This is a genomic window from Streptomyces sp. NPDC053474 (genome assembly GCF_044544845.1).
GTDB lineage: Bacteria > Actinomycetota > Actinomycetes > Streptomycetales > Streptomycetaceae > Streptomyces.
The window spans coordinates 1-20,538 of record NZ_JBITXV010000030.1 but is presented as its reverse complement, the minus strand read 5'-3'; the positions used below and the strand labels follow the sequence as shown (position 1 = coordinate 20,538).

15 protein-coding genes and 2 pseudogenes are annotated in these 20,538 nt (G+C 68.6%); 8 read left to right on the top strand and 9 right to left on the bottom strand.

Features of this window, described 5'->3' with window-relative positions:
• Nucleotides 1–903, bottom strand: a complete 903-nt coding sequence (locus tag ACIG3E_RS39910) for a carbohydrate ABC transporter permease (RefSeq protein ID WP_399625922.1) — start codon at nt 901–903, stop codon at nt 1–3.
• The gene (locus ACIG3E_RS39905) at nt 900–2,213 is read right to left on the bottom strand and encodes an extracellular solute-binding protein (protein ID WP_399625920.1); all 1,314 of its coding nucleotides are present in this window, start codon (nt 2,211–2,213) and stop codon (nt 900–902) included. Before ACIG3E_RS39905 ends, ACIG3E_RS39910 begins: the two co-directional genes overlap by 4 nt.
• Nucleotides 2,214–2,648: 435 nt before the next feature.
• On the opposite strand from ACIG3E_RS39905, the gene ACIG3E_RS39900 reads away from it, so the two are divergent.
• Nucleotides 2,649–3,689, top strand: a complete 1,041-nt coding sequence (locus tag ACIG3E_RS39900; RefSeq protein WP_399625918.1) for a LacI family DNA-binding transcriptional regulator — start codon at nt 2,649–2,651, stop codon at nt 3,687–3,689.
• A 72-nt stretch (nt 3,690–3,761) separates the two neighbouring features.
• Here the strand turns inward: ACIG3E_RS39900 and ACIG3E_RS39895 are convergent, their stop codons facing one another.
• Both ACIG3E_RS39895 and ACIG3E_RS39890 read right to left on the bottom strand, forming a co-directional pair.
• Nucleotides 3,762–5,594 (bottom strand): glycoside hydrolase family 9 protein, encoded by a 1,833-nt coding sequence (locus ACIG3E_RS39895; protein ID WP_399625916.1) that lies wholly within the window; start codon nt 5,592–5,594, stop codon nt 3,762–3,764.
• A gap of 251 nt (nt 5,595–5,845) precedes the next feature.
• The gene (locus ACIG3E_RS39890; protein WP_399625914.1) at nt 5,846–7,333 is read right to left on the bottom strand and encodes a non-reducing end alpha-L-arabinofuranosidase family hydrolase; all 1,488 of its coding nucleotides are present in this window, start codon (nt 7,331–7,333) and stop codon (nt 5,846–5,848) included.
• Between the two features lie 766 nt (nt 7,334–8,099).
• On the opposite strand from ACIG3E_RS39890, the gene ACIG3E_RS39885 reads away from it, so the two are divergent.
• From ACIG3E_RS39885 to ACIG3E_RS39875, 3 genes are all read left to right on the top strand, one after another.
• On the top strand, nt 8,100–9,527 hold the full coding sequence (locus tag ACIG3E_RS39885; protein WP_399625911.1) for an endo-1,4-beta-xylanase: 1,428 nt from the start codon (nt 8,100–8,102) through the stop codon (nt 9,525–9,527).
• A 31-nt stretch (nt 9,528–9,558) separates the two neighbouring features.
• Nucleotides 9,559–10,953 carry an RICIN domain-containing protein gene (locus tag ACIG3E_RS39880; RefSeq protein ID WP_399625908.1) on the top strand — a complete coding sequence of 465 codons (1,395 nt, stop codon included), beginning with the start codon at nt 9,559–9,561 and terminating at the stop codon, nt 10,951–10,953.
• A 340-nt stretch (nt 10,954–11,293) separates the two neighbouring features.
• Nucleotides 11,294–12,400 carry a ricin-type beta-trefoil lectin domain protein gene (locus ACIG3E_RS39875; protein ID WP_399625906.1) on the top strand — a complete coding sequence of 369 codons (1,107 nt, stop codon included), beginning with the start codon at nt 11,294–11,296 and terminating at the stop codon, nt 12,398–12,400.
• Between the two features lie 71 nt (nt 12,401–12,471).
• Here the strand turns inward: ACIG3E_RS39875 and ACIG3E_RS39870 are convergent, their stop codons facing one another.
• A complete protein-coding gene (locus ACIG3E_RS39870; RefSeq protein ID WP_399625904.1) occupies nt 12,472–13,194 on the bottom strand; it encodes a FadR/GntR family transcriptional regulator in 723 nt (240 codons plus the stop codon).
• Nucleotides 13,195–13,582: 388 nt separating this feature from the next.
• Between ACIG3E_RS39870 and ACIG3E_RS39865 the strand changes: the two genes are divergently transcribed.
• Complete coding sequence (locus tag ACIG3E_RS39865; RefSeq protein WP_399625902.1) at nt 13,583–15,814, top strand: alpha-L-fucosidase; 2,232 nt, start codon at nt 13,583–13,585, stop codon at nt 15,812–15,814.
• 260 nt (nt 15,815–16,074) lie between these two features.
• On the opposite strand, the pseudogene ACIG3E_RS39860 reads toward ACIG3E_RS39865, so the two are convergent.
• Nucleotides 16,075–16,575: pseudogene (locus ACIG3E_RS39860) on the bottom strand (zinc-binding dehydrogenase); the annotation flags it as partial.
• Nucleotides 16,576–16,992: 417 nt separating this feature from the next.
• Between ACIG3E_RS39860 and ACIG3E_RS39855 the strand changes: the two are divergent.
• From ACIG3E_RS39855 to ACIG3E_RS39845, 3 genes are all read left to right on the top strand, one after another.
• Nucleotides 16,993–18,285 (top strand): MFS transporter, encoded by a 1,293-nt coding sequence (locus ACIG3E_RS39855; protein WP_399625899.1) that lies wholly within the window; start codon nt 16,993–16,995, stop codon nt 18,283–18,285.
• A 47-nt stretch (nt 18,286–18,332) separates the two neighbouring features.
• Nucleotides 18,333–18,788, top strand: coding sequence for an AMP-binding protein (locus tag ACIG3E_RS39850; RefSeq protein ID WP_399625896.1), 456 nt, complete (start codon nt 18,333–18,335; stop codon nt 18,786–18,788).
• 394 nt (nt 18,789–19,182) lie between these two features.
• The gene (locus tag ACIG3E_RS39845; RefSeq protein ID WP_399625894.1) at nt 19,183–19,476 is read left to right on the top strand and encodes a hypothetical protein; all 294 of its coding nucleotides are present in this window, start codon (nt 19,183–19,185) and stop codon (nt 19,474–19,476) included.
• Here the strand turns inward: ACIG3E_RS39845 and ACIG3E_RS39840 are convergent.
• From ACIG3E_RS39840 to ACIG3E_RS39830, 3 genes and pseudogenes are all read right to left on the bottom strand, one after another.
• Entirely contained in the window at nt 19,460–19,903 is a 444-nt protein-coding gene (locus ACIG3E_RS39840) for a DUF2267 domain-containing protein (protein WP_399625892.1), read from the bottom strand. The genes ACIG3E_RS39845 and ACIG3E_RS39840 overlap by 17 nt on opposite strands.
• Before the next feature lie 56 nt (nt 19,904–19,959).
• Nucleotides 19,960–20,355 (bottom strand): DUF2267 domain-containing protein, encoded by a 396-nt coding sequence (locus ACIG3E_RS39835; RefSeq protein WP_399625890.1) that lies wholly within the window; start codon nt 20,353–20,355, stop codon nt 19,960–19,962.
• Between the two features lie 98 nt (nt 20,356–20,453).
• A pseudogene (locus ACIG3E_RS39830) lies at nt 20,454–20,538 on the bottom strand (Hsp20/alpha crystallin family protein); the annotation flags it as partial.

Below are 20,538 nucleotides of genomic sequence, written 5' to 3'. Positions count from 1 at the left end.
TCAGACTCCCTCAAGCTGGCTCTCACCGGCGTCCCGGCCTCCGAGCCGGCGCAGCAGCAGGGCGATGGCGAGGCCCATCAGGACGAGGATGACCGCGATGGCGCTGGCGGGCCCCATCAGGTTGGCCTGGAAGCCCCGTTTGTACATGTCAAGGGCGAGGACTCGGGTGGCGTCTCCTGGGCCGCCCTCGGTCAGGACGAAGATGAGGTCGAAGAAGGTGAGCGAGCCGATCACCATCAGCGTCGACGAGGTGATGATGGTGTACTTGAGCTGGGGCAGCGTGATGCTGAAGAACTGACGGATCTGCCCGGCGCCGTCCAGCTGTGCGGCCTCGTACAGGGACTGAGGGATCTGCTGGACGCCCCCCTGGTAGATCAGCGAGTGGAACGGGACGAACTGCCAGGAGACGACGAAGACGACGACGCCGAAGGCGAGCCAGGGGCGCCCCAGCCAGTCCTTGCTGAGCCACTCGAACCCCAGCCCGGCGCCCAGCCCGAAGTTGGGGTCAAGGAGCGCCCTGTACGCGACCGCGATCGCCGCGGAGCTGAGCAGGAGCGGGACGAAGTAGATCAGGCTCAGCACCGCACGGTAGCGCTGGCGGCCAGCGAGGAACGTGCCGAGCAGAATGCTCGCCGGTGTCTGAACCGCCCAGGACACGGCCATCACCAGGAACGTCACCCAGAGGGCGTGCGGCAGCCCGGGGTTGGTGAGCACCGCACGCCAGCTGGTCAGCCCGGACGGGTGGATGGTGCCGATCCCGTCCCACGTCGTGAAGCTCAGCACGAAGACGCCGACGAGTGGGACCACGGCGAAGCCGACGAAGAACAGCAGCGCCGGCACGGCAAGCCAGGGCAGGATGCTGCGCCGGCCCTCGCGCCCCGTAGAGCCCGTGAGTGCGCTCACTTGCCGATGACCTTGTTGAGATTGCCGGTGAACTGCTGCGGCGATATGGACAGCTGGAACAGCTTGGTGATGTTGTCAAGGAGCGTCTCGGCGGCCGTCGGGCTGAGCGCCTGGTCCCAGGATTGGCCGAACGCCTTCGCCTTGCTGGCGATGCCGTAGACGAACTGCAGGAACTCGGCGCTCTCAGATGCGGCAAGGAGTTTTTCCGAGCCCTTCCGAATCGGCACCGCCCCGGTGTCGATCCACTCCTTCATCTCGTCGTCGGTGAGGACGCCGGTGGCGAAGAAGTCCTTCGCGATCTTCTTCTGCTCGGCGCTGGCCTTCGAGGAGATGGACAGGTACTGGGCGGGGTTGCCGACGGAGTTGCCCGGATCGCCCTTGCCGCCTTCGACGGGTGGGAAGTTCATGAAGCCGAGGCCGCCGCTGGAGACGAAGTCGCCGCCCTCGGTCTGCTGGATGCCGTACGACCAGGAGCCGTGCAGCATCATCGCGGCCTTGTCGGTGTACAGCAGCGCCTGGTCGGCGTTGGAGTCCGCAGTGGTCGAGGAGAAGCCCTTGATGAATCCGTCCGCCTTGACCAGGTCCTGCACCTTGGTCAGCGCCTCGATGGCGGCCGGGTGGGACCAGGCGTCCTTCTCGCCGTCGAAGACGGCCTGGAACACCTCGGGGCCGCCGATGCGGTCGAACAGGAACTCCAGCCACATCATGTTCGTCCACCGGGACTGGCCGCCGAGGGAGAACGGCGCTATGCCCTTCGCGTTGAACTTGGGCACCAGGGCCATGATGTCGTCCCAGGACTGGGGCGGCTCCACGCCGACGTCGTCGAAGACCCTCTTGTTGTAGAACAGGACGATCGGCTCCACGCTCTCGAACGGCATCGCGTAGATCCTGCCGTCGACGGTCGCCGGGCCGAACGAGGACGGGAAGAGCCGGTTCTTGATGTCGGGGTTCTCGTCGAACCACGGGGTGAGGTCGTCGACCTTGTCGGCCTCCACGTAGGTGCGCAGCGTGCCGCCGCCCCACCCCCAGATGACGGTGGGCGCTCTCCCGGCGCCGATAGCGGTCTTGATCTTCGTCTTGTAGGCGTCGTTCTCGAAGGTGGTGACCTCGATCTGGCCCTTGGGGTTGGCCTCGTTGAACCGCTCCACCGCACGGGTCCTGACGCCTTCCTGAGGCTGGCCGCTCAGGTGCCAGTACGTGGCCGTTCCGCCGCCGCCCTTGCTGGGGCCGGACGAGCCGCAGGCCGCGAGGGTCGCGGAGGCCGGCACGCCGGCGGCCAGGCCGAGGAAGGTACGTCGGGAGAGCGCCATGTTCTTCTCCGCACTCGAGAGCCATCGGCTACTCGTGAGTCATGGTGAAAGGGTTTCGAAACAGCCTTCTCCGAGCTCTGTTCGTGCAAATTAGATTTCGGGCTGACGCCGTGTCAAGGTGTGTGCAGGCGCGTTGTCATGGTGCAGATACCTCCGTAATCTCGGGCAAGAACGACCCTCGAGAAGCCTTGGCAGGGATCGAAACTATTTCGAAATCGACTGGTTGGGGGCGGAGAGGCGACGCGATGGCTGCGGCTGATGCACTGTCGGTGTGGCCGAAGGCGGCGACGTCGGACGTGTCGAGGTTGTGGGGCTCGTCGGCACCTCTCCGGACGAGGTCGGTGCCGGGTTGCCGTACGGTTGACCGGTTCCACCCGCATGGCCGGGCCGACCGGCAGCTCACCACGCCGGTGGACGTACACCTGGGAGGAACCGATGCGTCCGAACGCCAGGCGCACCACCTTGGCCGACATCGCCCAAGAGGCGGGAGTCTCCGTCGCGACCGTGTCCAAAGTGGTCAACGGCCGTGGTGACGTGGCGCCGCACACCCGCAGCCGGGTGCAGGAACTGCTGCATCAGCACGACTACCTCGCGCCCGTGTTCCGCCACACCGAGGTTGTCGAAAGCCCGACCATCGAGGTGCAGTTCAAGGGTGGCCTCAAGTCGTACGTGGCCGAGACCCTGGAAGGCATCATCGACTCCGCCGCCGAATCGGGGGTCTCGGTGGTGATCAGCAAGGCGTCCCACGCCCCGCACTGGGCCCGGGACCTGGTCTCAGCCGGGCGCCGCGCCGTCATCGCGGTCACTAGCGGGTACACCACAGCGCACCTGAACGAACTGGCCCGGTCCGGGCTGCCGTTGGTCCTGCTGGACCCACTGCACCTGCCGGACAGCCGCGTCCACAGCGTCGGGTCGACCAACTTCGGCGGCGGCCTGGCCGCGACCCGGCACCTGCTCTCCCTGGGGCACCGCCGCGTCGCCTATATCGGCGGACCGGCCATGGCCGTATGCAACCAGGCACGTATGCACGGCTACCGCGCCGCCATGGAGGCGGAAGGAGCGCGGGTGCCCGACGCCTACGTCCGGCCCGGAGAATTCACCTACGAGACCGGGTTGCTCGGCGCCACGGCGCTCCTGGACCTGCAAGAGCCACCGACGGCGATCTTCGCAGGCAACGACGAGACCGCCCTCGGTGTCATCGAGGCCGCCCGCACCCGCGGCCTGCGCGTCCCCGAGGACCTGAGCGTGGTCGGCTTCGACGACACAAGCCTCGCCCAGATGGCCTCACCGCCACTGACCACCGTGCGCCAGCCACTACGGGAGATGGGCGGTGCCGCCCTGCGCACCGCCCTTCGACTGGCCAACGGTGAAAAGGTCGAGTCCCACCACATCGAACTCGCCACCGAACTCGTGGTACGCGCCTCAACGGCGCCACCCCGCGAAGAGACTTCGGCGCGTACGGCGGTGCGACGGTAGCGGTCGGGCCCGTGTTCTTGGCGGTGACCGTCGCGGTGAGGCCGGTGTTCCAGACGTTGTCGGTCTTGTACGTCACTGCGCAGGCCGACGGGGCCGTTCGGCGGCGTAGGCGGCGAGCCAGGCCAGCGGGGCATTCCAGTTGATCGCCACCTCGTTGGTGGAGTATGAGCCGATGTCGTCGATGTAGCAGGCGGCGGGCGCGCAGCCGCGCAGCTTCTCTTCCGCCACTGGGTCCTGGAGTCCGCTGTTGGGACCGCCCGCGAGGGATCCCGCCGGAGGGTGGGGCAGCGAGGCGTCCAGCTGGTGGGCCCAGAAGCGGTGGTGCTGGTTCTGCGAGGACGCCCTGCCGTAGCCGGATATGTAGGACTGGCCGAGGGCGTTGCGGCCGAGCAGGTAGTCCATCGTCTCCAACGCGCCGGTGCGGTAGCGGGCCTCCCCGGTCAGTTCCCCGGCGACGGCCAGGACGATCGCGTCGTTGGCCACTTCGCCGTTGGAGCCCCAGAAGTAGCCGTCCGCCGGAACGGGCACCGCGTAGCCCTGGGCGGCCATTCGGGACAGGTAGCCGTCGGCGGCCGAGGTCACCGAGGCTCGGACCCGGTCCCGGTCGGCTGTGGGCAGCCCGTTGGGGACGGTGGCCAGGGTGAGCCGGCCGAGCGCGGCCGTATCGGCCCAGCCGAAACCGTAGGCGGAGAAGGCGGTCGCGGAGGTGTGCCAGGTGGAGGAGGTGACCGCGTCCCGGTAGCCGCGCTTACCGGTCGTGGCGTACAGCTCGGCGCCCGCCCAGTAGAACTCGTCGCTGACTTGGGTGTCTCCGTAGGCGCCGCCGCCCGTGCTGTCCGAATCCGGCGCGTACAGCGCCGGGTTGGCCCGGGCAGCCGTCCAGGCCCGGCGGGCGGCCGACAGACAGCGGTGGGCCAACGCGGCGTCGTAGGGCCGGTAGACCCGGGCGCACTGCGCGGCGGCCGCCGCGAGGTTGAGGGTCGCCGCCGTGGACGGCCGGTGCAGCTCGCGGGGCTGGGTGTCCTGGTCGGGGCGGAGCGGCAGGCCGGTCCAGGCCGCGTCATGGATCTTGTGGAACGCCATGCCCGCGTACGGTCTGCCCTTGGGCACCTGCATGCGCATCAGGAAGTCGAGCTCCCAGCGTGTCTCGTCGAGGACGTCAGGTATGCCGTTGCCGCGCTCGGGGATGTGCAGGGTCGAGTCGCCAAGGGCCGCGTCCTTGCCCGCGCGCTTGGCCCGCTCGAAGGAGTTGACCATCAGCCACGTGGAGATGCCGCCGTTGACCACGTACTTGCCGTGGTCGCCCGCGTCGTACCAGCCGCCCCTGACGTCTCGGGTGTAGTCGCACACGGCGGCCTGGCACGGGACGGAGGTGTCTCCCTGGTTGGGTGCGACGCCGAGGTGTCCGGCCGGGCGCGCGTAGGCGGAGCCCACCAGGGAGGCGTTGATGGGGATGCCGCTGCGCTGGTGGTAGAAGAACGCCATCGAGTCGGAGCGGAGGGCGTCGTACAGGTTCGCGCGGATGTCGAAGGGCGTACTGCCCTGGCCGTCCACCGACAGGACGTATCCCGAGCCGGATCCTCGGTACGAGGAGAAGTCGGCCACCTGGACGGACTGCCCGGAGGGGGCGTCCGCGCCGCGCGGCACGGTCGCACCGGAGGCGACCACCGTCCCGGACGCGTCGCGCAACTGCCAGGTGAGCGACCGCGTCTCCGTGGTGACCACGGTGGCGCGCTTGGGGCCGTCCGGCAGGTAGCCGACCTGGTTGACGCGTACGGCAGTGGTCGCCGCCGAGGGGGCGGCTGCCGCGGTGGGCGCGGCCAGGAGGCCGCCGACGAGGAGGGAACCCGTCACCAGGGCGGCGGCGAGTCGTCTGGGGTGGCGTGACGAAGGGGCGGGGGGCATGAGCGGCTCCGGGGGAGGGGGGCGGCAGGATGAGGTGGTCTGGCCATCGGAGGTGGGAGCGCTCCCATTGATCGAAATGTCGAACACCGGTCGATCTTTTGGAAATTCGAGGCGGACACTAATGACGCACACGGCCGTCGTCAACAGGTGCGTATGCATAGGGGAGTTGTCGAGGACGTGACCGGGCGGGCTCGGCTTTCCACCGGGCCCGCCCCACCGGCTCCGTACTGGAGCCGGACGTGGTCACGTCGTCAGCGCCGCAGTGTCAGCAGGCCTGGACGGTACGGGAGAAGGCCGTAGTCGACGCCGTCGGAGTTGGGGCTGCGCCCCTGGTACAGCAACTGCAGATTGCAGGGGTCGACGGTCATGGTCTGATCGGGGCTGGTGCGGAGCAGTTCGCCGTGGCTGATGTCGTTGGTCCAGGTGGCACCGCTGTTGGCCTTGCCCGCGAAGGGGTTGGACTCGGTGGCGGCCTGCGGGGTCCACGATCCGTTCAGGCTGGAGGCCGTGAACGAGCGGAAATAGCGGTGCTCGTTCGCCCCCCGCGCCTCGACGATCATGAGGTACTTGTTCTGGCCCTGGAGCTTGTAGACCTGCGGGGCCTCGAAGAGGTTCTTCTCCGTGTCGCTCATGATCGTCGTGTACGACGAACCGAAGCTGGCCGGGAAGTTGCCGATCGGCATGCTGGCCCGGTAGATCTTGCCGTTGTCACCGGCGAAGAACAGGTACATGTTCGACCCGTCGGCGATGAGCGTCTGGTCGATGGGGCCGGTTCCGGAGCCGTCGATTCTGCCGGAGAAGAGCTCGTGCGGAGCTGACCAGCCGTTCGGATTGGTCGGGTCGCTTGACGTCCGGTAGGAGAAGGCGGTCGCGCCCCACTGATAGGTGAGCACCCAGATGTTCTTCGGCGCGAAGTAGAAGAGCGTGGGTGCGACGGTACCGGACGACATCGCGTTCTGACTGGCCGAGCCCATCTCCGACCAGTTGGTGAACGGGCTGAAGTTCATCGAACCCCAGCTCGTCCCCGTGTCGTGCGTCGTCGCGTAGACGAGCTGCTTGCCGTTGTAGGGGACGACGGTGAAGTCCTTGAGCGAGACCCATCCCGGCTTGGGCTGGGCCAGCGCGCCCGTCGATGTCCAGCGGTACGTCGAGGGGAGATCGCACGGGCCGGGGGTGCTGCCGCCGACCTTGACGAACTGCCACTGCTGGTTGGCGCCGCCCCAGTCGTCGTACTGGACGATGTTCGCGCCGTCGGAAGTGGAACCTCCTTGCACCTCAAGGGCCTTGCCGCTGTGGCGCGAGATGAGCCGCACATAGCCGTCGGAGCTGTCGGCCAGCTTCCATTGCTGGTTGGTGGCGTTCTGGTCGGTCCACTGGACGATCGCGCCGCCGTTCGTGGTGGACCGGTTCTGGACGTCCAGGACCTTGCCGGAGTGGCGGGACTTGATGCGGTAGTAGCCGCCTCCGGAGTCGACGAACTGCCACTGCTGCTGGTTCTGATCGTTCCTGGTCCACTGGGTGATGCGGGCACCGTCGTTGGTCGCCAGGTTGTAGACGTCAAGGGCCTTGCCGCTGTTGCGGTTGACCAGCACGTACGAGGCGTTGGGGTCGACGGCCGCCGCGGCGGACTGGGCACTGGCGGCGGGCTGGGCACCGAGGAAGGTAGCCATGAGCAGGAAGGTCGCAAGGGCGGCGAGCAGGCGTCTCAGGCGGAACGGGGACGGATGGCGAAACCACATCAGAGGGCCTCCCTTTCTGGGGGCAGGGGCGAGGTGGCCCCGACGAACGCGGAGCGGCGGCGCTGGGGGAGGGGGCAGGGACGGACCGGAGGGATGCGAAGGCAGCCGTACATGTCGAGGGGTTGGCGCTCTGGGCACTTGAGCCGAAGGACTTCGCCGTGGCCGAGAAGCCCTCCGGGAGGGGATCCGGGGTGGGGAAGGTCAGTCCAACCTCGAAAACCTTCCGGAAACCTTCCGGACTCATTGACGCCACAAGCTAGGAATGCGGGGCCTTCCGGTCAAGGGCAGAAGCCGATCTGTCCACAAACAGAGCCTGGCCTTCAGACTTGACGGGCTGTCAGAGCGACCCGAAACCATCCGGATTCTTGCGGTACAGCCTGCAGTCCACGGTGCACGCACAGAGCGGAAGGTGAGTAGGCGGCGTCCACTCCACGCCGACGGCGGGCCTTGCGCATGGCTGGAACATGCCCCCAGCCATCTCGGGGAGGGGCCGCGAGGTCCGGAAACTTTCGGGTGTGGAACGGAAACTTCTTCTGCGCGAACCGTTGACGATCCACCGTCAACCCTTCAATCATCCTTGCCTGAGGAACCGGTCATAGTTCGAAATCTCGGACGACAGTGGTCTGGCCGCACGCTGCATGCCTCTGTCGGAACATCGCCGCCCATCTGGATTCCGGTCCTCCTCGTCCGCCTCGCCGAGTGGGAGCGGACGACGCGTTCCGCCGCACTTCAGTCCTTCCGTGATGTCTACCTTGGAGGCACAGACATGGGCTCGTACGCCATTCCCCCACCCGCAGTCCGCCACAAGCTCCGCGGTCTGCTGACAGCGCTGGCCGTCGGCGTGCTCGCTCTCGTCGGTGCACTGGCCGCGCCGCCGACAGCGCACGCCGCCGAGAGCACACTCGGCGCGGCGGCGGCGCAGAGCGGTCGCTACTTCGGCACCGCCATCGCCTCGGGCAGGCTGGGCGACTCGGCGTACACGTCGATCGCGAGCCGCGAGTTCAACTCGGTGACGGCCGAGAACGAGATGAAGATCGACGCCACCGAACCCCAGCGCGGCCAGTTCAACTTCACCGCAGGTGACCGCGTCTACAACTGGGCGGTACAGAACGGCAAGCAGGTGCGCGGCCACACCCTGGCCTGGCACTCCCAGCAGCCGGGCTGGATGCAGAGCCTCAGCGGCAGTGACCTGCGTCGGGCGATGATCGGCCACATCAACGGCGTGATGGCCCACTACAAGGGCAAGATCGCCCAGTGGGACGTCGTGAACGAGGCCTTTGCTGACGGCAGTTCCGGCGCCCGGCGCGACTCCAACCTGCAGCGCACCGGCAACGACTGGATCGAGGTCGCCTTCCGCACCGCGCGCGCCGCCGACCCGGCCGCCAAGCTCTGCTACAACGACTACAACGTGGAGAACTGGACCGCGGCCAAGACCCAGGCCATGTACGCCATGGTCAAGGACTTCAAGCAGCGCGGCGTGCCGATCGACTGCGTCGGCTTCCAGTCGCACTTCAACGACGGCAGCCCCTACCACAGCAACTTCCGCACCACTCTGCAGAGCTTCGCCGCTCTCGGCGTCGACGTGGCTGTCACCGAACTCGACATCCAGCGTGCGTCGGCCACGACCTACGCCAACGTGACCAAGGACTGCCTGGCGGTCTCGCGCTGCCTCGGCATCACCGTCTGGGGCGTGCGCGACAGCGACTCATGGCGACCGGAGCACTCGCCGCTCCTGTTCAACAGCAACGGCACCAAGAAGCCCGCCTACACCGCGGTCCTCGACGCACTCAACGGTGGCTCTACGCCTCCGGGGGATTCCGGACAGATCAAGGGCGTTGCGTCAGGCCGCTGCCTGGACGTGCCCGGCGCCGGTACCACCGACGGCACCCAGGTGCAGCTGTGGGACTGCCGCAGCGGCACCAACCAGCAGTGGGCCTCCACCGCCGCGGGCGAGCTCAGGGTCTACGGGAACAAGTGCCTGGACGCCGCAGGCACCGCCAACGGCACCAAAGTCCAGATCTACAGCTGCTGGGGCGGCGACAACCAGAAATGGCGCCTGGGATCCGACGGATCCATCGTCGGCGTCCAGTCCGGCCTCTGCCTCGACGCCGCCGCGGCGGGCACCGCCAACGGAACCCTGATCCAGCTCTACTCCTGCTCGGGCGGCAGCAACCAACGCTGGACCCGCACCTGATGGGACCTGCCCTAGACGAAGGAGTGATGCGATGAAGACCCACAGTGCGGCTTCCCCCGCCCCTCCACCAAGACATCGCTGGTGGTCCCGGTGCACCGCCGTGGCGGCGGGCCTCGCGACCGCGATGCTCGTCGCGGTGATGACGGCACCTGCCGAGGCTGCGACCGCGGGCACCCGTGCCGCTCAGGTGGCAGAGGTGGACACCAACGCCTGGTACGTCCTGGTCAATCGCAACAGCGGCAAGGCCCTGGACGTCTCCGGCAACTCCACCGCCGACGGCGCGCGGGTCAGCCAGTGGACGCGTCACGACGGAACCAACCAGCAATGGCAGTTCGTGGACTCCGGCGGCGGCTTCTACCGGCTCAAGGCCCGGCACTCGGGCAAGGTCCTCGACGTGGCAGGCGCCTCGACCGCCGACGGCGGAGCGATCCAGCAGTGGGCCGATGCCAACGGGGCCAACCAGCAGTTCCGCCTGGCCGACTCCGACGCGGGCCACGTCCGGCTGATCAACCGCAACAGCGGCAAGGCGGTGGAGGTGCAGGGTGCCAGCACCGCCGACGGCGGCAACGTCGTCCAGTACACCGACCGGGGCGGCGCCAACCAGCAATGGCAGCTGGTCAAGCTGTCGTCCGGAGGCGGCGCATGCGGCAACGCCCCGACTCTGACGAGTGGTACGCACACGATTCAGAGCGGCGGCAAGAGCCGCAGCTTCGTCCTCAGAGTTCCCGCCAACTACGACAACAGCCACCGCTACCGGCTGATCTTCGCGTTCCACTGGCGGGGCGGAACCGCCGGCGACGTTGCCTCGGGCGGAACGAGCGGGGCCGCCTGGTCCTACTACGGCCAGCAGGAACAGTCGAACAACACCGCGATCCTCGTCGCCCCCCAGGGTCTCGGGAACGGCTGGGCCAATACCGGCGGTGAGGACATCACCTTCGTCGACGACATGATCCGTCGCATCGAGGGCGGCCTCTGCGTCAACCCGGCACAGCGCTTCGCCACGGGCTTCAGCTGGGGCGGCGGCATGAGCTATGCGCTCGCCTGCAGCCGGGCGAATGTCTTCAGGGCCGTCGCGGTCATCTCCGGTGCCCAGATCAGCGGGTGCGGCGGCGGCACCCAGCCCATCGCCTACTTCGGAATCCACGGCATCGGTGACTCCGTCCTCAACATCTCGCAAGGACGCTCCCTGCGCGACAAATTCGTCAGCAACAACGGCTGCGCTCCCCAGAGCCCACGCGAGCCCGCGCCGGGCAGCCGCACACACATCACCACCACCTACTCGGGCTGCCGTGCCGGGTACCCCGTCCAATGGGCCGCGTTCGACGGCGGCCACATACCCGGTCCGGTCGACGGCTCCCCCAACGAAAGCGGCGTCGCCACCTGGACCAAGGCAGAGATTTGGAGGTTCTTCGCACAGTTCCAGTGACACCTTCGTGCCATGTGGCCCAGCACCGGAACCAAGGAGTCCAACGGCTGACGCGCCTTTGACAGGGACCTCAAGACGTACACCGACACGGTCGCCGCGGCCTTCCCTTGGCTCACGCGGCCAGACATGGGATGTTCTCGGGGCATGTCAGTGAGGGGAGAGCGGCGAACTGGCCGCTATAGCAGCACTCTTGGCACGAAATCGCGCAGTATTCGCTCCCTGCCACCGATCTCCGATCTCGCAGATTCATGGGATGTTCCAGCCGGGATCGTGGTATCTATACGGGTGCGTGGCGATCAGTCCCGCTGATTCAGCAACCACTCGCAGAACAGGACGCTGCATGAGGAAATCCTGGATCTTACCCCTGATCTCGCTTGTCGCTGCCGCGCTCGGGGCGACGGTGGCAGATGCGACCCCCGCCTCCGCGGCGTCCACCACACCTTTGCGGGTCATGCCGTTGGGCGACTCGATAACCTGGGGTGTCGGAAGCAGTACGGGCAACGGCTACCGGGCTCCGTTGTGGGACAGGCTCGCGGCGGACGGCCATCCGCTGGACTTCGTGGGCACGTTGCGGGGCGGTTCGATGTCCGACCCCGACAACGAAGGCCACTCCGGATACCGCATCGACCAGATCGCCGCACTCGCCGACGCTCCGCTGACCCGCTACCGGCCCAACGTCGTGACGCTGCACATCGGTACCAACGACCTCCAAGGAGCCTCCGAGGTCGACACCGCCATCGCCCGGCTGAAGTCGCTGGTCAACCAGATCACCGCGGACGTGCCCGACGCGACCGTCCTCGTCGCCTCCCTGGTCGTGTCCACCAGCGAGTCGGAGGAGCGGTACCGGGGTGCGTACAACCAGGCCATCTCCCACATCGTCAGCGCCGCGCAGGCCGCGGGCAAGCACGTCGCATCCGTCGACATGAGCAGCCTGACCACGGCCGACCTGGCCGACCCCCTGCACCCCAACGACGGGGGCTACCAGAAGATGGCCGACGCCTTCCACCGCGGCATCCAGGCCGCGGACCGCGCCGGGTGGCTGAGGAACCCCGCCCCCACCGCGGCGCGCGTGCAGTCCGGCATCGCCGGCAAGTGCCTGGATGTCAACGGCGCCGGCACCGCCAATGGGACCGCCGTCCAGATCTGGGGCTGCAGTGGCAGTGTCAACCAGCTCTGGTCCGCGTTCACCGACGGCACCCTGCGCGCCATGGGCAAGTGCCTCGACGTCGCCGGCGGGGGCACCGCCAACGGCACCAAGGTGCAGATCTGGGCCTGCCACGGCGGCGCCAACCAGGTCTGGCAGCCCTACAACGGCGGCTACCGCAATCCTGCCTCCGGCCGCTGCCTCGATGTTCCGGGCTCCACCACGACCGACGGCACGCAGCTCCAGCTGTGGGACTGCAACGGCGGCGCCAACCAGAAGTGGACCACTCTGCCCGCTAGCTGACAGCCCTCGGGGTGCAGCTCGCCGTCCTGGAGCGGCCGACCGTCGTACGGCTGGCTGGCCGCGCTCGCTCGTCACTTCCGCGCTGTCGTCCCGGAGGGGAGGGGTTCGCCCGAGCGCAGGTGTGCCCTCAGCCACTGCTCGGTGTTGCTCACGTGCAGCAGTGCGGCGGCCTGGCTGAGGGCGGCATCCCGGGCGGACAGCGCGTTGAAGATCGCCTCGTGCTCGGCGAGGGTGCGGGCCGCGGCCTTGTCGTCGACGAGGCCGCGCCAGATGCGGGCCCGCAGGGTGCGACCGGCGATCCCTTCCAGGAGGGTGAGGAGGGTCTCGTTCCCCGTGGCCGAGACGACGGCGCGGTGGAAGGCGGCATCGTGGACGTTGAGCCGCTCCACGTCGTCGTGGGCGTCGCGCATGGCGTCCAGGTGCGACTTCACTTCGGCCAACTGCTCATCAGAGATCCGGGTGGCGGCAAGGGCCGTGGCCATCGGTTCGAGGAGCCGCCGTACCTCCATGAGGTCCTTCAGGGCGACCGAGTCGCCCTGAAGCAGTTCCACCGCACCGCCGAGCCCTTCCAGGAGCAGGCTCGGCTGCAGGCTGGTCACATAAGTGCCGTCGCCCCGCCGGACCTCCAGGACCCGCGCGACGGCCAGTGCCTTGACCGCTTCCCGGGCGAGGTTGCGGGACAGCCCCAGTTGGGCGGCCAGTTCCGGCTCCGGCGGGAGCTTCGCCCCCGGCGGCAGAGCACCGGTCCGGATCAGCTCCCGGATCTGCTCAATGGCCTGGTCCGTCAGAGACACCGCGCATCACTCCCCCCGTGCCCCGCGAGGGGGACGCGCTGATTCTGAAGTTCCACGTTTCGTCCGACCTGTTCCGCAGTCCGCATGCCGAGGGTGCCGTTGATGATACGGGGATGCGTGTGCGGGAAGGCGATCACGGCAGCGGGGGCGATCTCGACGAGTCGAACTGGCCATGCAGTATGGGCAGACATGCGATGTTTGACGGAACGCAATTCCCTCAAACTAGGCTTAGCCGGGGTGAATTGCCTGACTCTTCAGCGCTTTCATCCCTGCACGCTGGTTGACACCCAGGGAGACCTGACCGACCTTCATGCGTAACACGCGGTGCCCTGTGCGCTGCGCCACGCCGACTTGTGTCCCCTGCCCCCTCTGCACCAGGGATGTGCTCATGTCGAGTTCGATCAACAGACGCCATTTCCTCGCCGGTGCCACCTGCGTGGCCGCGGCGGCCGTGACCGGCGGCTTGTCCGGCGCCGGTGTGGCCCACGCGGCACCCAGCAGGTACACACCCGACTGGAACTCGGTCGACCAGCACCCGCCGGCCCCGGAGTGGTTCCAGGACGCGAAGTTCGGGATCTACTTCCACTGGGGCGTCTTCAGCGTCCCGGCCTTCGGCAACGAGTGGTACCCGCGCAACATGTACCGGGCCGGAGACACCGCCCATCAGCACCACATCGCGACCTACGGCCAGCCATCGGCGTGGCCGTACCACAACTTCATCAACGGGGCTCAGGACCTGGCGGGCAAGTTCGTCCAGTTCGCCCCGAAACTGAAGTCGACCGGCGGGAAGTTCGACCCGGACGAGTGGGCGCAGCTGTTCGTTGACGCGGGCGCCAGGTTCGCCGGCCCGGTCGCCGAGCACCATGACGGCTTCTCCATGTGGGACAGCCAGGCCAACGAGTGGAACTCGGTGAAGAAGGGCCCGGGCCTTGACCTGCTGAAGGTCTTCTCCACGGCGATCCGCGCCAAGGGCCTCAAACTCCTTGTGGCCATGCATCACGCGTACAACTTCACCGGCTTCTACGATGCCGTCCCCGCCCAGGCGGACCCGAGCCTCAAGAAGCTCTACGGGCAGCTGGGCTCGGCCGCGGAGAACCAGCTCTGGTTCGACAAGCTCAAGGAGGTCATCGACCGCGCCCGGCCCGACATCCTGTGGCAGGACTTCAATCTGGACGAGGTCGACGAGAAGCAGCGTCTGAACTTCCTGGCGTACTACTACAACCAGGCCATCAGCTGGGGCCGTGAGGTCGTCACCACGTACAAGGACGGCATGCACGGCAAGGGCGAGGTCTTCGACTACGAGCGTGGCGGCCCGGCCGACCTCACCGCGCCCTACTGGCTGACCGACGACAGCATCTCCAGCAGCAGCTGGTGCTACACCCAGGGCATCGGCTACTACACCATCCAGCAGATGCTGCACGCGTTCATCGACCGGGTCAGCAAGAACGGCAACATGCTGCTGAACATCGCGCCGATGGCCGACGGCGCCATTCCGCAGGCGCAGAAGGACATCCTGCTGGGCATCGGGGACCACCTGAAGCGCTTCGGTGAGTCGATGTACGCGACCCGCGCCTGGATGGCGTACGGCGAGGGCCCGACGAAGATGGGCGGCGGCTCGTTCACCACTCCGCATGCCGGCACCCCGCAGGACATCCGCTTCACCCGGAACAAGGCCAACCATGTGCTGTACGCCACCGTCCTGGGCTGGCCTGGCAGCTCACTGACCATCAAGACCCTCGGCGCGGACCGGATCAACCTCTCCTCGCTGACCTCGGTGAAGCTCCTCGGCACCACCGCCGGCACCTACATCGACCTGCCCACACCGGCACAGAACGCCTCCGGCCTCACGGTCACCCTGCCCTCATCCGCGCCGTACAGTGCGAACGCCTACGTCCTGAAGCTCACCTTCTCCGGCACGATCCCGGGCCTGCGGCCGCTCTCCGGCGTCATCGGCTTCAGGGACGTCAACTACACCGGCGACTACGCCGTGCTCCCCGTCGGCGACCACACCGCAGCCGCCCTGACCACGGCCGGACTGGGCGCGGCCACCCTCTCCTCCCTCCGTCCGGCCCCCGGCCACCGGGCGATCGGCTACTCCGGAGACAACTTCACCGGCACCTCCTGGACTTTCACGGCCGACAACCCCGACCTCAGGGTCACGGGCAACAACGACCAGATCACCTCGCTGAGAGTCCAGTTCAACCCGGCGACGTACTTCCGGATCACCAACGTCGCAGGCGGACTCGCCCTGGACAGCGGCGGCAACGTGGCCTCTGGTTCCCACCTCAAGCAGTGGACCTGGGACGGCAGCTCTCACCTGCAGTGGCACGCGGAGCCCGTCGGAGGCGGCTACTACAGGCTGGTGAACCGCGCGAACGGCATGGTCGCCGACGGCTGGGGCGCCACCACCGACGGCTCCGCAGCCCGACAGGCCCAGTGGAACGGTGGCACCAACCAGCAGTGGACGGTCACCCATCGGGGCGGTGACAGCTACTCGATCGCCAACCGCACCACCGGTCTGGTCCTGGACGGCGGCGGCAAGGTCGACTCGGGCTCCGTCGCCAAGCAGTGGACGTATGGCAGTAGCACCAACCTGCTGTGGACCTTCACGGCCGTGTGATCGTCGGGACGGGCGAGCGACTGCGACTGCGGGTGGTGGCGACGGGCGTTGGGCTCAGGCCCTGCCTCTTCCTTCCGGTCAGGGGCAGGGCATGCGGCGAGCACGTGCTCGTGCCCCTGGCTGGGTGCACTCGCTCAAGCGCCGCGCGGATACCGCGACCCGGCCAGACCCATCCCGCCGCAGTTCGTCGCATGCTTCTCGCGCACATCGATCGGTTCGGCGTGGCACCACGCGGACGACTGTTCCGGAACCAGGTCGGCAACCTCGACGCTGCGGACCGCCTCGGTGAAGTCGACCGCCGTGTAGTCGATCACCTCGTCGGCGCCGAACCCCTCGGCGAACTCCCGCTTGCTTCCGCTCGCCGTCGCGATCGCGTGCGCCCCGAGTGCATTCGCGATGTGGATCGCGGCGTGGCCGACCCCTCCATCCCGCCGTGGATCAGGACGAGGTCGCCCTCACTCACGCCGCCGAGGTCGACGAGGCCCTGCCACGCTGTCAGCCCGACGATCGGCAGCGCCGCCGCCTCGATGTGCGAGAGCGACGCGGGCTTGTGTGCCAGGTGCAACGCGGGCATCGGCACGACCTCGGCGTACGTGCTCGCCGCCCGCGCTCGCCGCCTGCGGGAACCGCGGCATCCCGAACACCTCGTCGCCTGGCCTGAACCGCCAGGTCCGCGTCGCCTGTGCGACCCCACCGCTGATGTCCCAGCCGAGGATGAACGGCGGTCCGCCGAGCAGCGGGAATCCGGCACACCTCAACTGTCACGCCAGGAAATGCCGACAACCCGCCTCCCCGTAGGCCTGCACTCGGCTGGGCACGGTGTCAGTCCACAGTGGTGCCCCTAGCAGGCGGCCGCGTCCGCGTGCGTGGAACACGACCTGTGTGCTCGGAGGGTGGGCAACAGCTTGATCAAGTCGCCGTTGACGCCCGCCGGTTTGGCCACCGCCCGACTCGCGCTGTCGGCGACGTCATCGGCGCTCAGCCTGCTGCCACGAACAGGTATGCATTTGGTTGACGTCGGTCGTCGACGATACGTAGGCTCCGGTCGTTCAAGCCAAAAGGTATCCGCCACACGGCCGTTCGGGCCACAAGTTGTCCGCCACACGAAAGGCTTTCGTGTCAGTGCGAGCAGTCACCCCACAGGGTTCCTTTCCCATATCGGCCGGGACCGGCCATTGATGGGGTCTCGAGAACGGTTCGCGGTATTTCGGGACCGTGATTTCACCGTCTTCTTCGTCGGCTACGTCACGTCCAACCTCGGTACGTCGATGGCATCCGTGGCGCTGGCGTTCGCGGTCCTGCACAACGACGGATCACCCACCGACCTGAGTCTGGTCCTCGCCGCGCGCATCGTGCCGATGGTGCTGTTGCTCCTCGGCGGCGGGGTGCTCGGCGACCGGCTGCCGCGGCGCCTGGTGATGCTGGTGGCCGACTCCGTGCGCGCCCTCAGCCAGGGTGCCCTGGCCGTGCTGTTGCTGATCGGACCGGTGCCCCTGTGGGTAGTGCTCACCCTCGCCGCCTGCGGTGGGGTCGGCGAGGCCCTGTTCCGTCCCTCGTTCGACGGTCTGGTGCCGCAACTCGCCCCGAAGGACCGGCTGCCGGAGGCCAACTCCCTGCTCGGGATGGCCCAGTCGGCCGCGAGCGTGGGCGGCCCGGCGCTCGCGGGCGTCCTGGTCGCGGTCACCTCGGCGGCCACGGTTCTGCTGGTGGACGCGCTGAGCTATGTGGTGAGCGTCGGCGCCCTGCTCATGCTGCGGGTTGGCAACCAGGCGCCCGACTCCGGCGGCAGCTCCATGGTGGCCGAACTGCGGGCCGGATGGCGGGCCTTCTCGGCCCACACGTGGTTGTGGACCGTCACCCTCCAGTTCACTCTGTTCAACCTGCTGGTGTGGGCGCCCTACTTGGTCCTCGGCCCCGTCTCGGCGGCCCGCAGCTACGGCGGGGCCGAGGCCTGGGGGCTGATCGTCGGCACCTTCGGCGGCGGCTCGCTGCTCGGCGGTCTGCTGCTGCTCGGCCGACGACCCTCGCGCCCGCTGGTCGTGACCACACTGATCACGTTCCTGTGGGCGGCTCCCTCAGCGGCCCTCGCCGTCCGCGCCCCGCTGTGGACGGTGTGCGCCGCGGCCCTCGCGGCGGGCGTGTCGAGCGCGGTGTTCAACAGCCTCTGGATGACGACGATCCAGCAGCACGTGCCCGCGGACAGCCTGTCCCGGGTGATGTCGTACGTGGCCTTCGGAGCCTATTCGGTCGGGCCGGTCGGGCTCGCCCTCGCCGGTCCGCTGGCGGAACAGACCAGCAGCGGCCTGATCCTGGCCATCGGCGTCGGCTGGCAGGTCCTTGCTAATTCCGTGGTGCTCATGCTGCCGGCCGTACGCAATCTGCGCGCGCCGAATGCGGATCAGAACGAGAGCGCCGCGGAGAACTCCGCGGAATCTGCCGAGTCCAGTACGTCTCACGTACCGGCGAACTGACCCACCCCTTCTTCTCCTTTCCGCCACGGTTCCCGAAACGAGGGTTCATGGTGACTGTGCAGCGTTCGCGCTGTCCCGACGCGGTGGCCCTCACCGACGGAATGCGCCATTTCACCTATGCGGAATTGGTGGCGATCGCTGCCCGGGTCGCGCACGTCCTGCGCGGCAAGGGGATCGGGCCGGGAGACACCGTGGCCCTGTGCTTCGTGCGGTCCACGGAGCAGGTCCTCGCTCTGGTCGGCACCCTCGCCTCCGGAGCCGCCGCGGCGCCCTTCGACGTGCGTCATGCCGCCACGGCCGTACGCGAGAACGTGACGCGGCTCGCGCCCGCCGCCGTCCTCGCCGACGCCGACGGGGCGGAGCTCTTCCCCGACGCGCTGCGCCTGGACGGCCTGCTGGCCATGGACGGGGGACACCATGCCCATCGGCCGCCCCCTCGACGGGGTGCACGCCGTGGTCGCCGACGAGTCCGGTGCCCCGGTCCCGGCCGGTACCGCCGGTGAGCTGCTGATCGGCGGTACCAGCGTGGCCCTGGGGGTACGCGGGGGCCGCCGCCGCGGCCGCCGAGCGCTCTTCCGCCCTCGACCCTGGCGCGCTTCGCCGCCCTCGCGGCCCCGCACCAGGGCGCCACCGTCACCGTCACCCTGACCGAGCCCACCCCGCTGGACGAGCCGCTGACCTTCACCCCCGGCCCGCGACGGTCCACGGTCACACACGGCACCCGGCTGAGCGCCACGGTGGCGCCCGGTCGTGCCCCGTCGATCCACCGCCCGCCGCGGTTTGAGGGGCACGTGGGTCACCCGTTCCTCACCTGCTTCGCGTGTGGGCACAGCCGCCCCGCCCGGGACGGCCTCGTGGAGCCTCCCTGAGCCGCAGGCTGACGGGGTGCGCTCGGGGATGCGGTCGTACGTCCACCACGTGGTGACCACGGAGTGGCCCACGATGGCGCGGCGAGAGCCGCTCGGGCAGCGGGGGTGGCGGCTCCTGGACGGGGTGCGCAACGCCAACCGGCTCCCCGGCGACGCCACGGTGGCGCAGCACGCGGCGTCCCAGGAGGTGCTGGCCCAGGTCTCCGCCCTCGACGAGGCGCGGCGCGGACGCGAGGGCGACATCGACAGCGGGCTTTCCCCGGTCCTGTGGCTGGGCTCTCAGGCGACCTCCCGCGCCTCGCCGTCTACGCGGCCTGGGTGAGTTCGGCTTGGCCGAACAGCAGGGCGTAGCCGTTGGGGAGTTGGTGGAGGATGCGGGTGATCAGGTCGGGTCCGGCGTGGGCGGTGACGGCGGCGAAGACGGAGCCGGTGTCCCAGCGGGTGGTGGCCGGGGAGGCGCCGGTGCGGGCGGCGAGGTCTTTGACGAAGGCCCAGCCGGTCAGTGGCTGGGTGTCGGGGATCTGCGCGGTCAGCACACGTGCGGCCTCCAGGGGCAGGCAGGCGGCCAGATCGACGCGTTCGTCGCCGGTCAGCTGGCGTCCCAGCCCGGCGAGGACCAGGCGGACGGCGTCGTCGGCCCGCTCACGGGTGGGGTAGGCGCCCTCGTAGCGGACCTTCTCCAGCATCTGCTCGTACGCCGTCGAGTACGGCTGCTGGTGCTCAAGCGGTACGCGCACGTCGGAGATCACGGGGGTAGTTGCCTTTCTGGGGCCGGCCGGTGTGCGGGCACCGGCGTGCGGGTTGGTCAGCTGGGCTGGGGGCGGCCGAAGAGCAGGTCGTAGCCGAGGGGGAGCTGGAGCAGGATCTGGCCCAGCAGATCCTCGTCGGCGGTGTCGGCGACGGTGGACAGCACGGCGCTGACGTCCCAGGTGGCGGTCTGCTCGGTGGCGCCTTCGATCCACGCGGCGGTCGCGCGGACGAACCGCTCCGGAGACAGCGGTTCGGCGCTCTGCAGCGGGTTGAGCAGGATCAGGGCGAACGCTTCGGGCAGGCGTGCCGCCAGCTGGGCGCGGACGTCGCCGACCAGGTGCGCGCCGAGGAGGGCGAGCACCACGCGGGCCGCGCGCTCGGCTTCTTCCACAGTGCTGTACTCGCCGCGTTCCTTCACATGGCTGAGGAACGCTTCGCGTCGCAGGGTCATCTCGGCTGCCGCCCCTTCTTCGGACTGCCCAGAGGGTGCGGAGGGCGGGGTGAGGGGGAGGTCGGGTGTCCGCCCTCCGTACCGGGTGCGGGCTGGTGTCAGCCGGAGATTTCCTTGTGGGCGGAGCCGACGCCGATGGAGATCTTGCGGGGCTTGGCGCGCTCGGCGATCGGGATGCGCAGG

Excerpts from the sequence above, each read along its gene's own strand:
- ACIG3E_RS39900 (WP_399625918.1), top strand. The coding sequence starts at position 2,649 with ATGCGTCCGAACGCCAGGCGCACCACCTTGGCCGACATCGCCCAAGAG.
- ACIG3E_RS39875 (WP_399625906.1), top strand. The coding sequence starts at position 11,294 with ATGAGGAAATCCTGGATCTTACCCCTGATCTCGCTTGTCGCTGCCGCG.
- ACIG3E_RS39905 (WP_399625920.1), bottom strand. The coding sequence starts at position 2,213 with ATGGCGCTCTCCCGACGTACCTTCCTCGGCCTGGCCGCCGGCGTGCCG.
- ACIG3E_RS39845 (WP_399625894.1), top strand. The coding sequence starts at position 19,183 with ATGCGGTCGTACGTCCACCACGTGGTGACCACGGAGTGGCCCACGATG.
- ACIG3E_RS39835 (WP_399625890.1), bottom strand. The coding sequence starts at position 20,355 with ATGACCCTGCGACGCGAAGCGTTCCTCAGCCATGTGAAGGAACGCGGC.
- ACIG3E_RS39855 (WP_399625899.1), top strand. The coding sequence starts at position 16,993 with ATGGGGTCTCGAGAACGGTTCGCGGTATTTCGGGACCGTGATTTCACC.
- ACIG3E_RS39895 (WP_399625916.1), bottom strand. The coding sequence starts at position 5,594 with ATGCCCCCCGCCCCTTCGTCACGCCACCCCAGACGACTCGCCGCCGCC.
- ACIG3E_RS39850 (WP_399625896.1), top strand. The coding sequence starts at position 18,333 with ATGGTGACTGTGCAGCGTTCGCGCTGTCCCGACGCGGTGGCCCTCACC.
- ACIG3E_RS39880 (WP_399625908.1), top strand. The coding sequence starts at position 9,559 with ATGAAGACCCACAGTGCGGCTTCCCCCGCCCCTCCACCAAGACATCGC.
- ACIG3E_RS39865 (WP_399625902.1), top strand. The coding sequence starts at position 13,583 with ATGTCGAGTTCGATCAACAGACGCCATTTCCTCGCCGGTGCCACCTGC.
- ACIG3E_RS39890 (WP_399625914.1), bottom strand. The coding sequence starts at position 7,333 with ATGTGGTTTCGCCATCCGTCCCCGTTCCGCCTGAGACGCCTGCTCGCC.
- ACIG3E_RS39885 (WP_399625911.1), top strand. The coding sequence starts at position 8,100 with ATGGGCTCGTACGCCATTCCCCCACCCGCAGTCCGCCACAAGCTCCGC.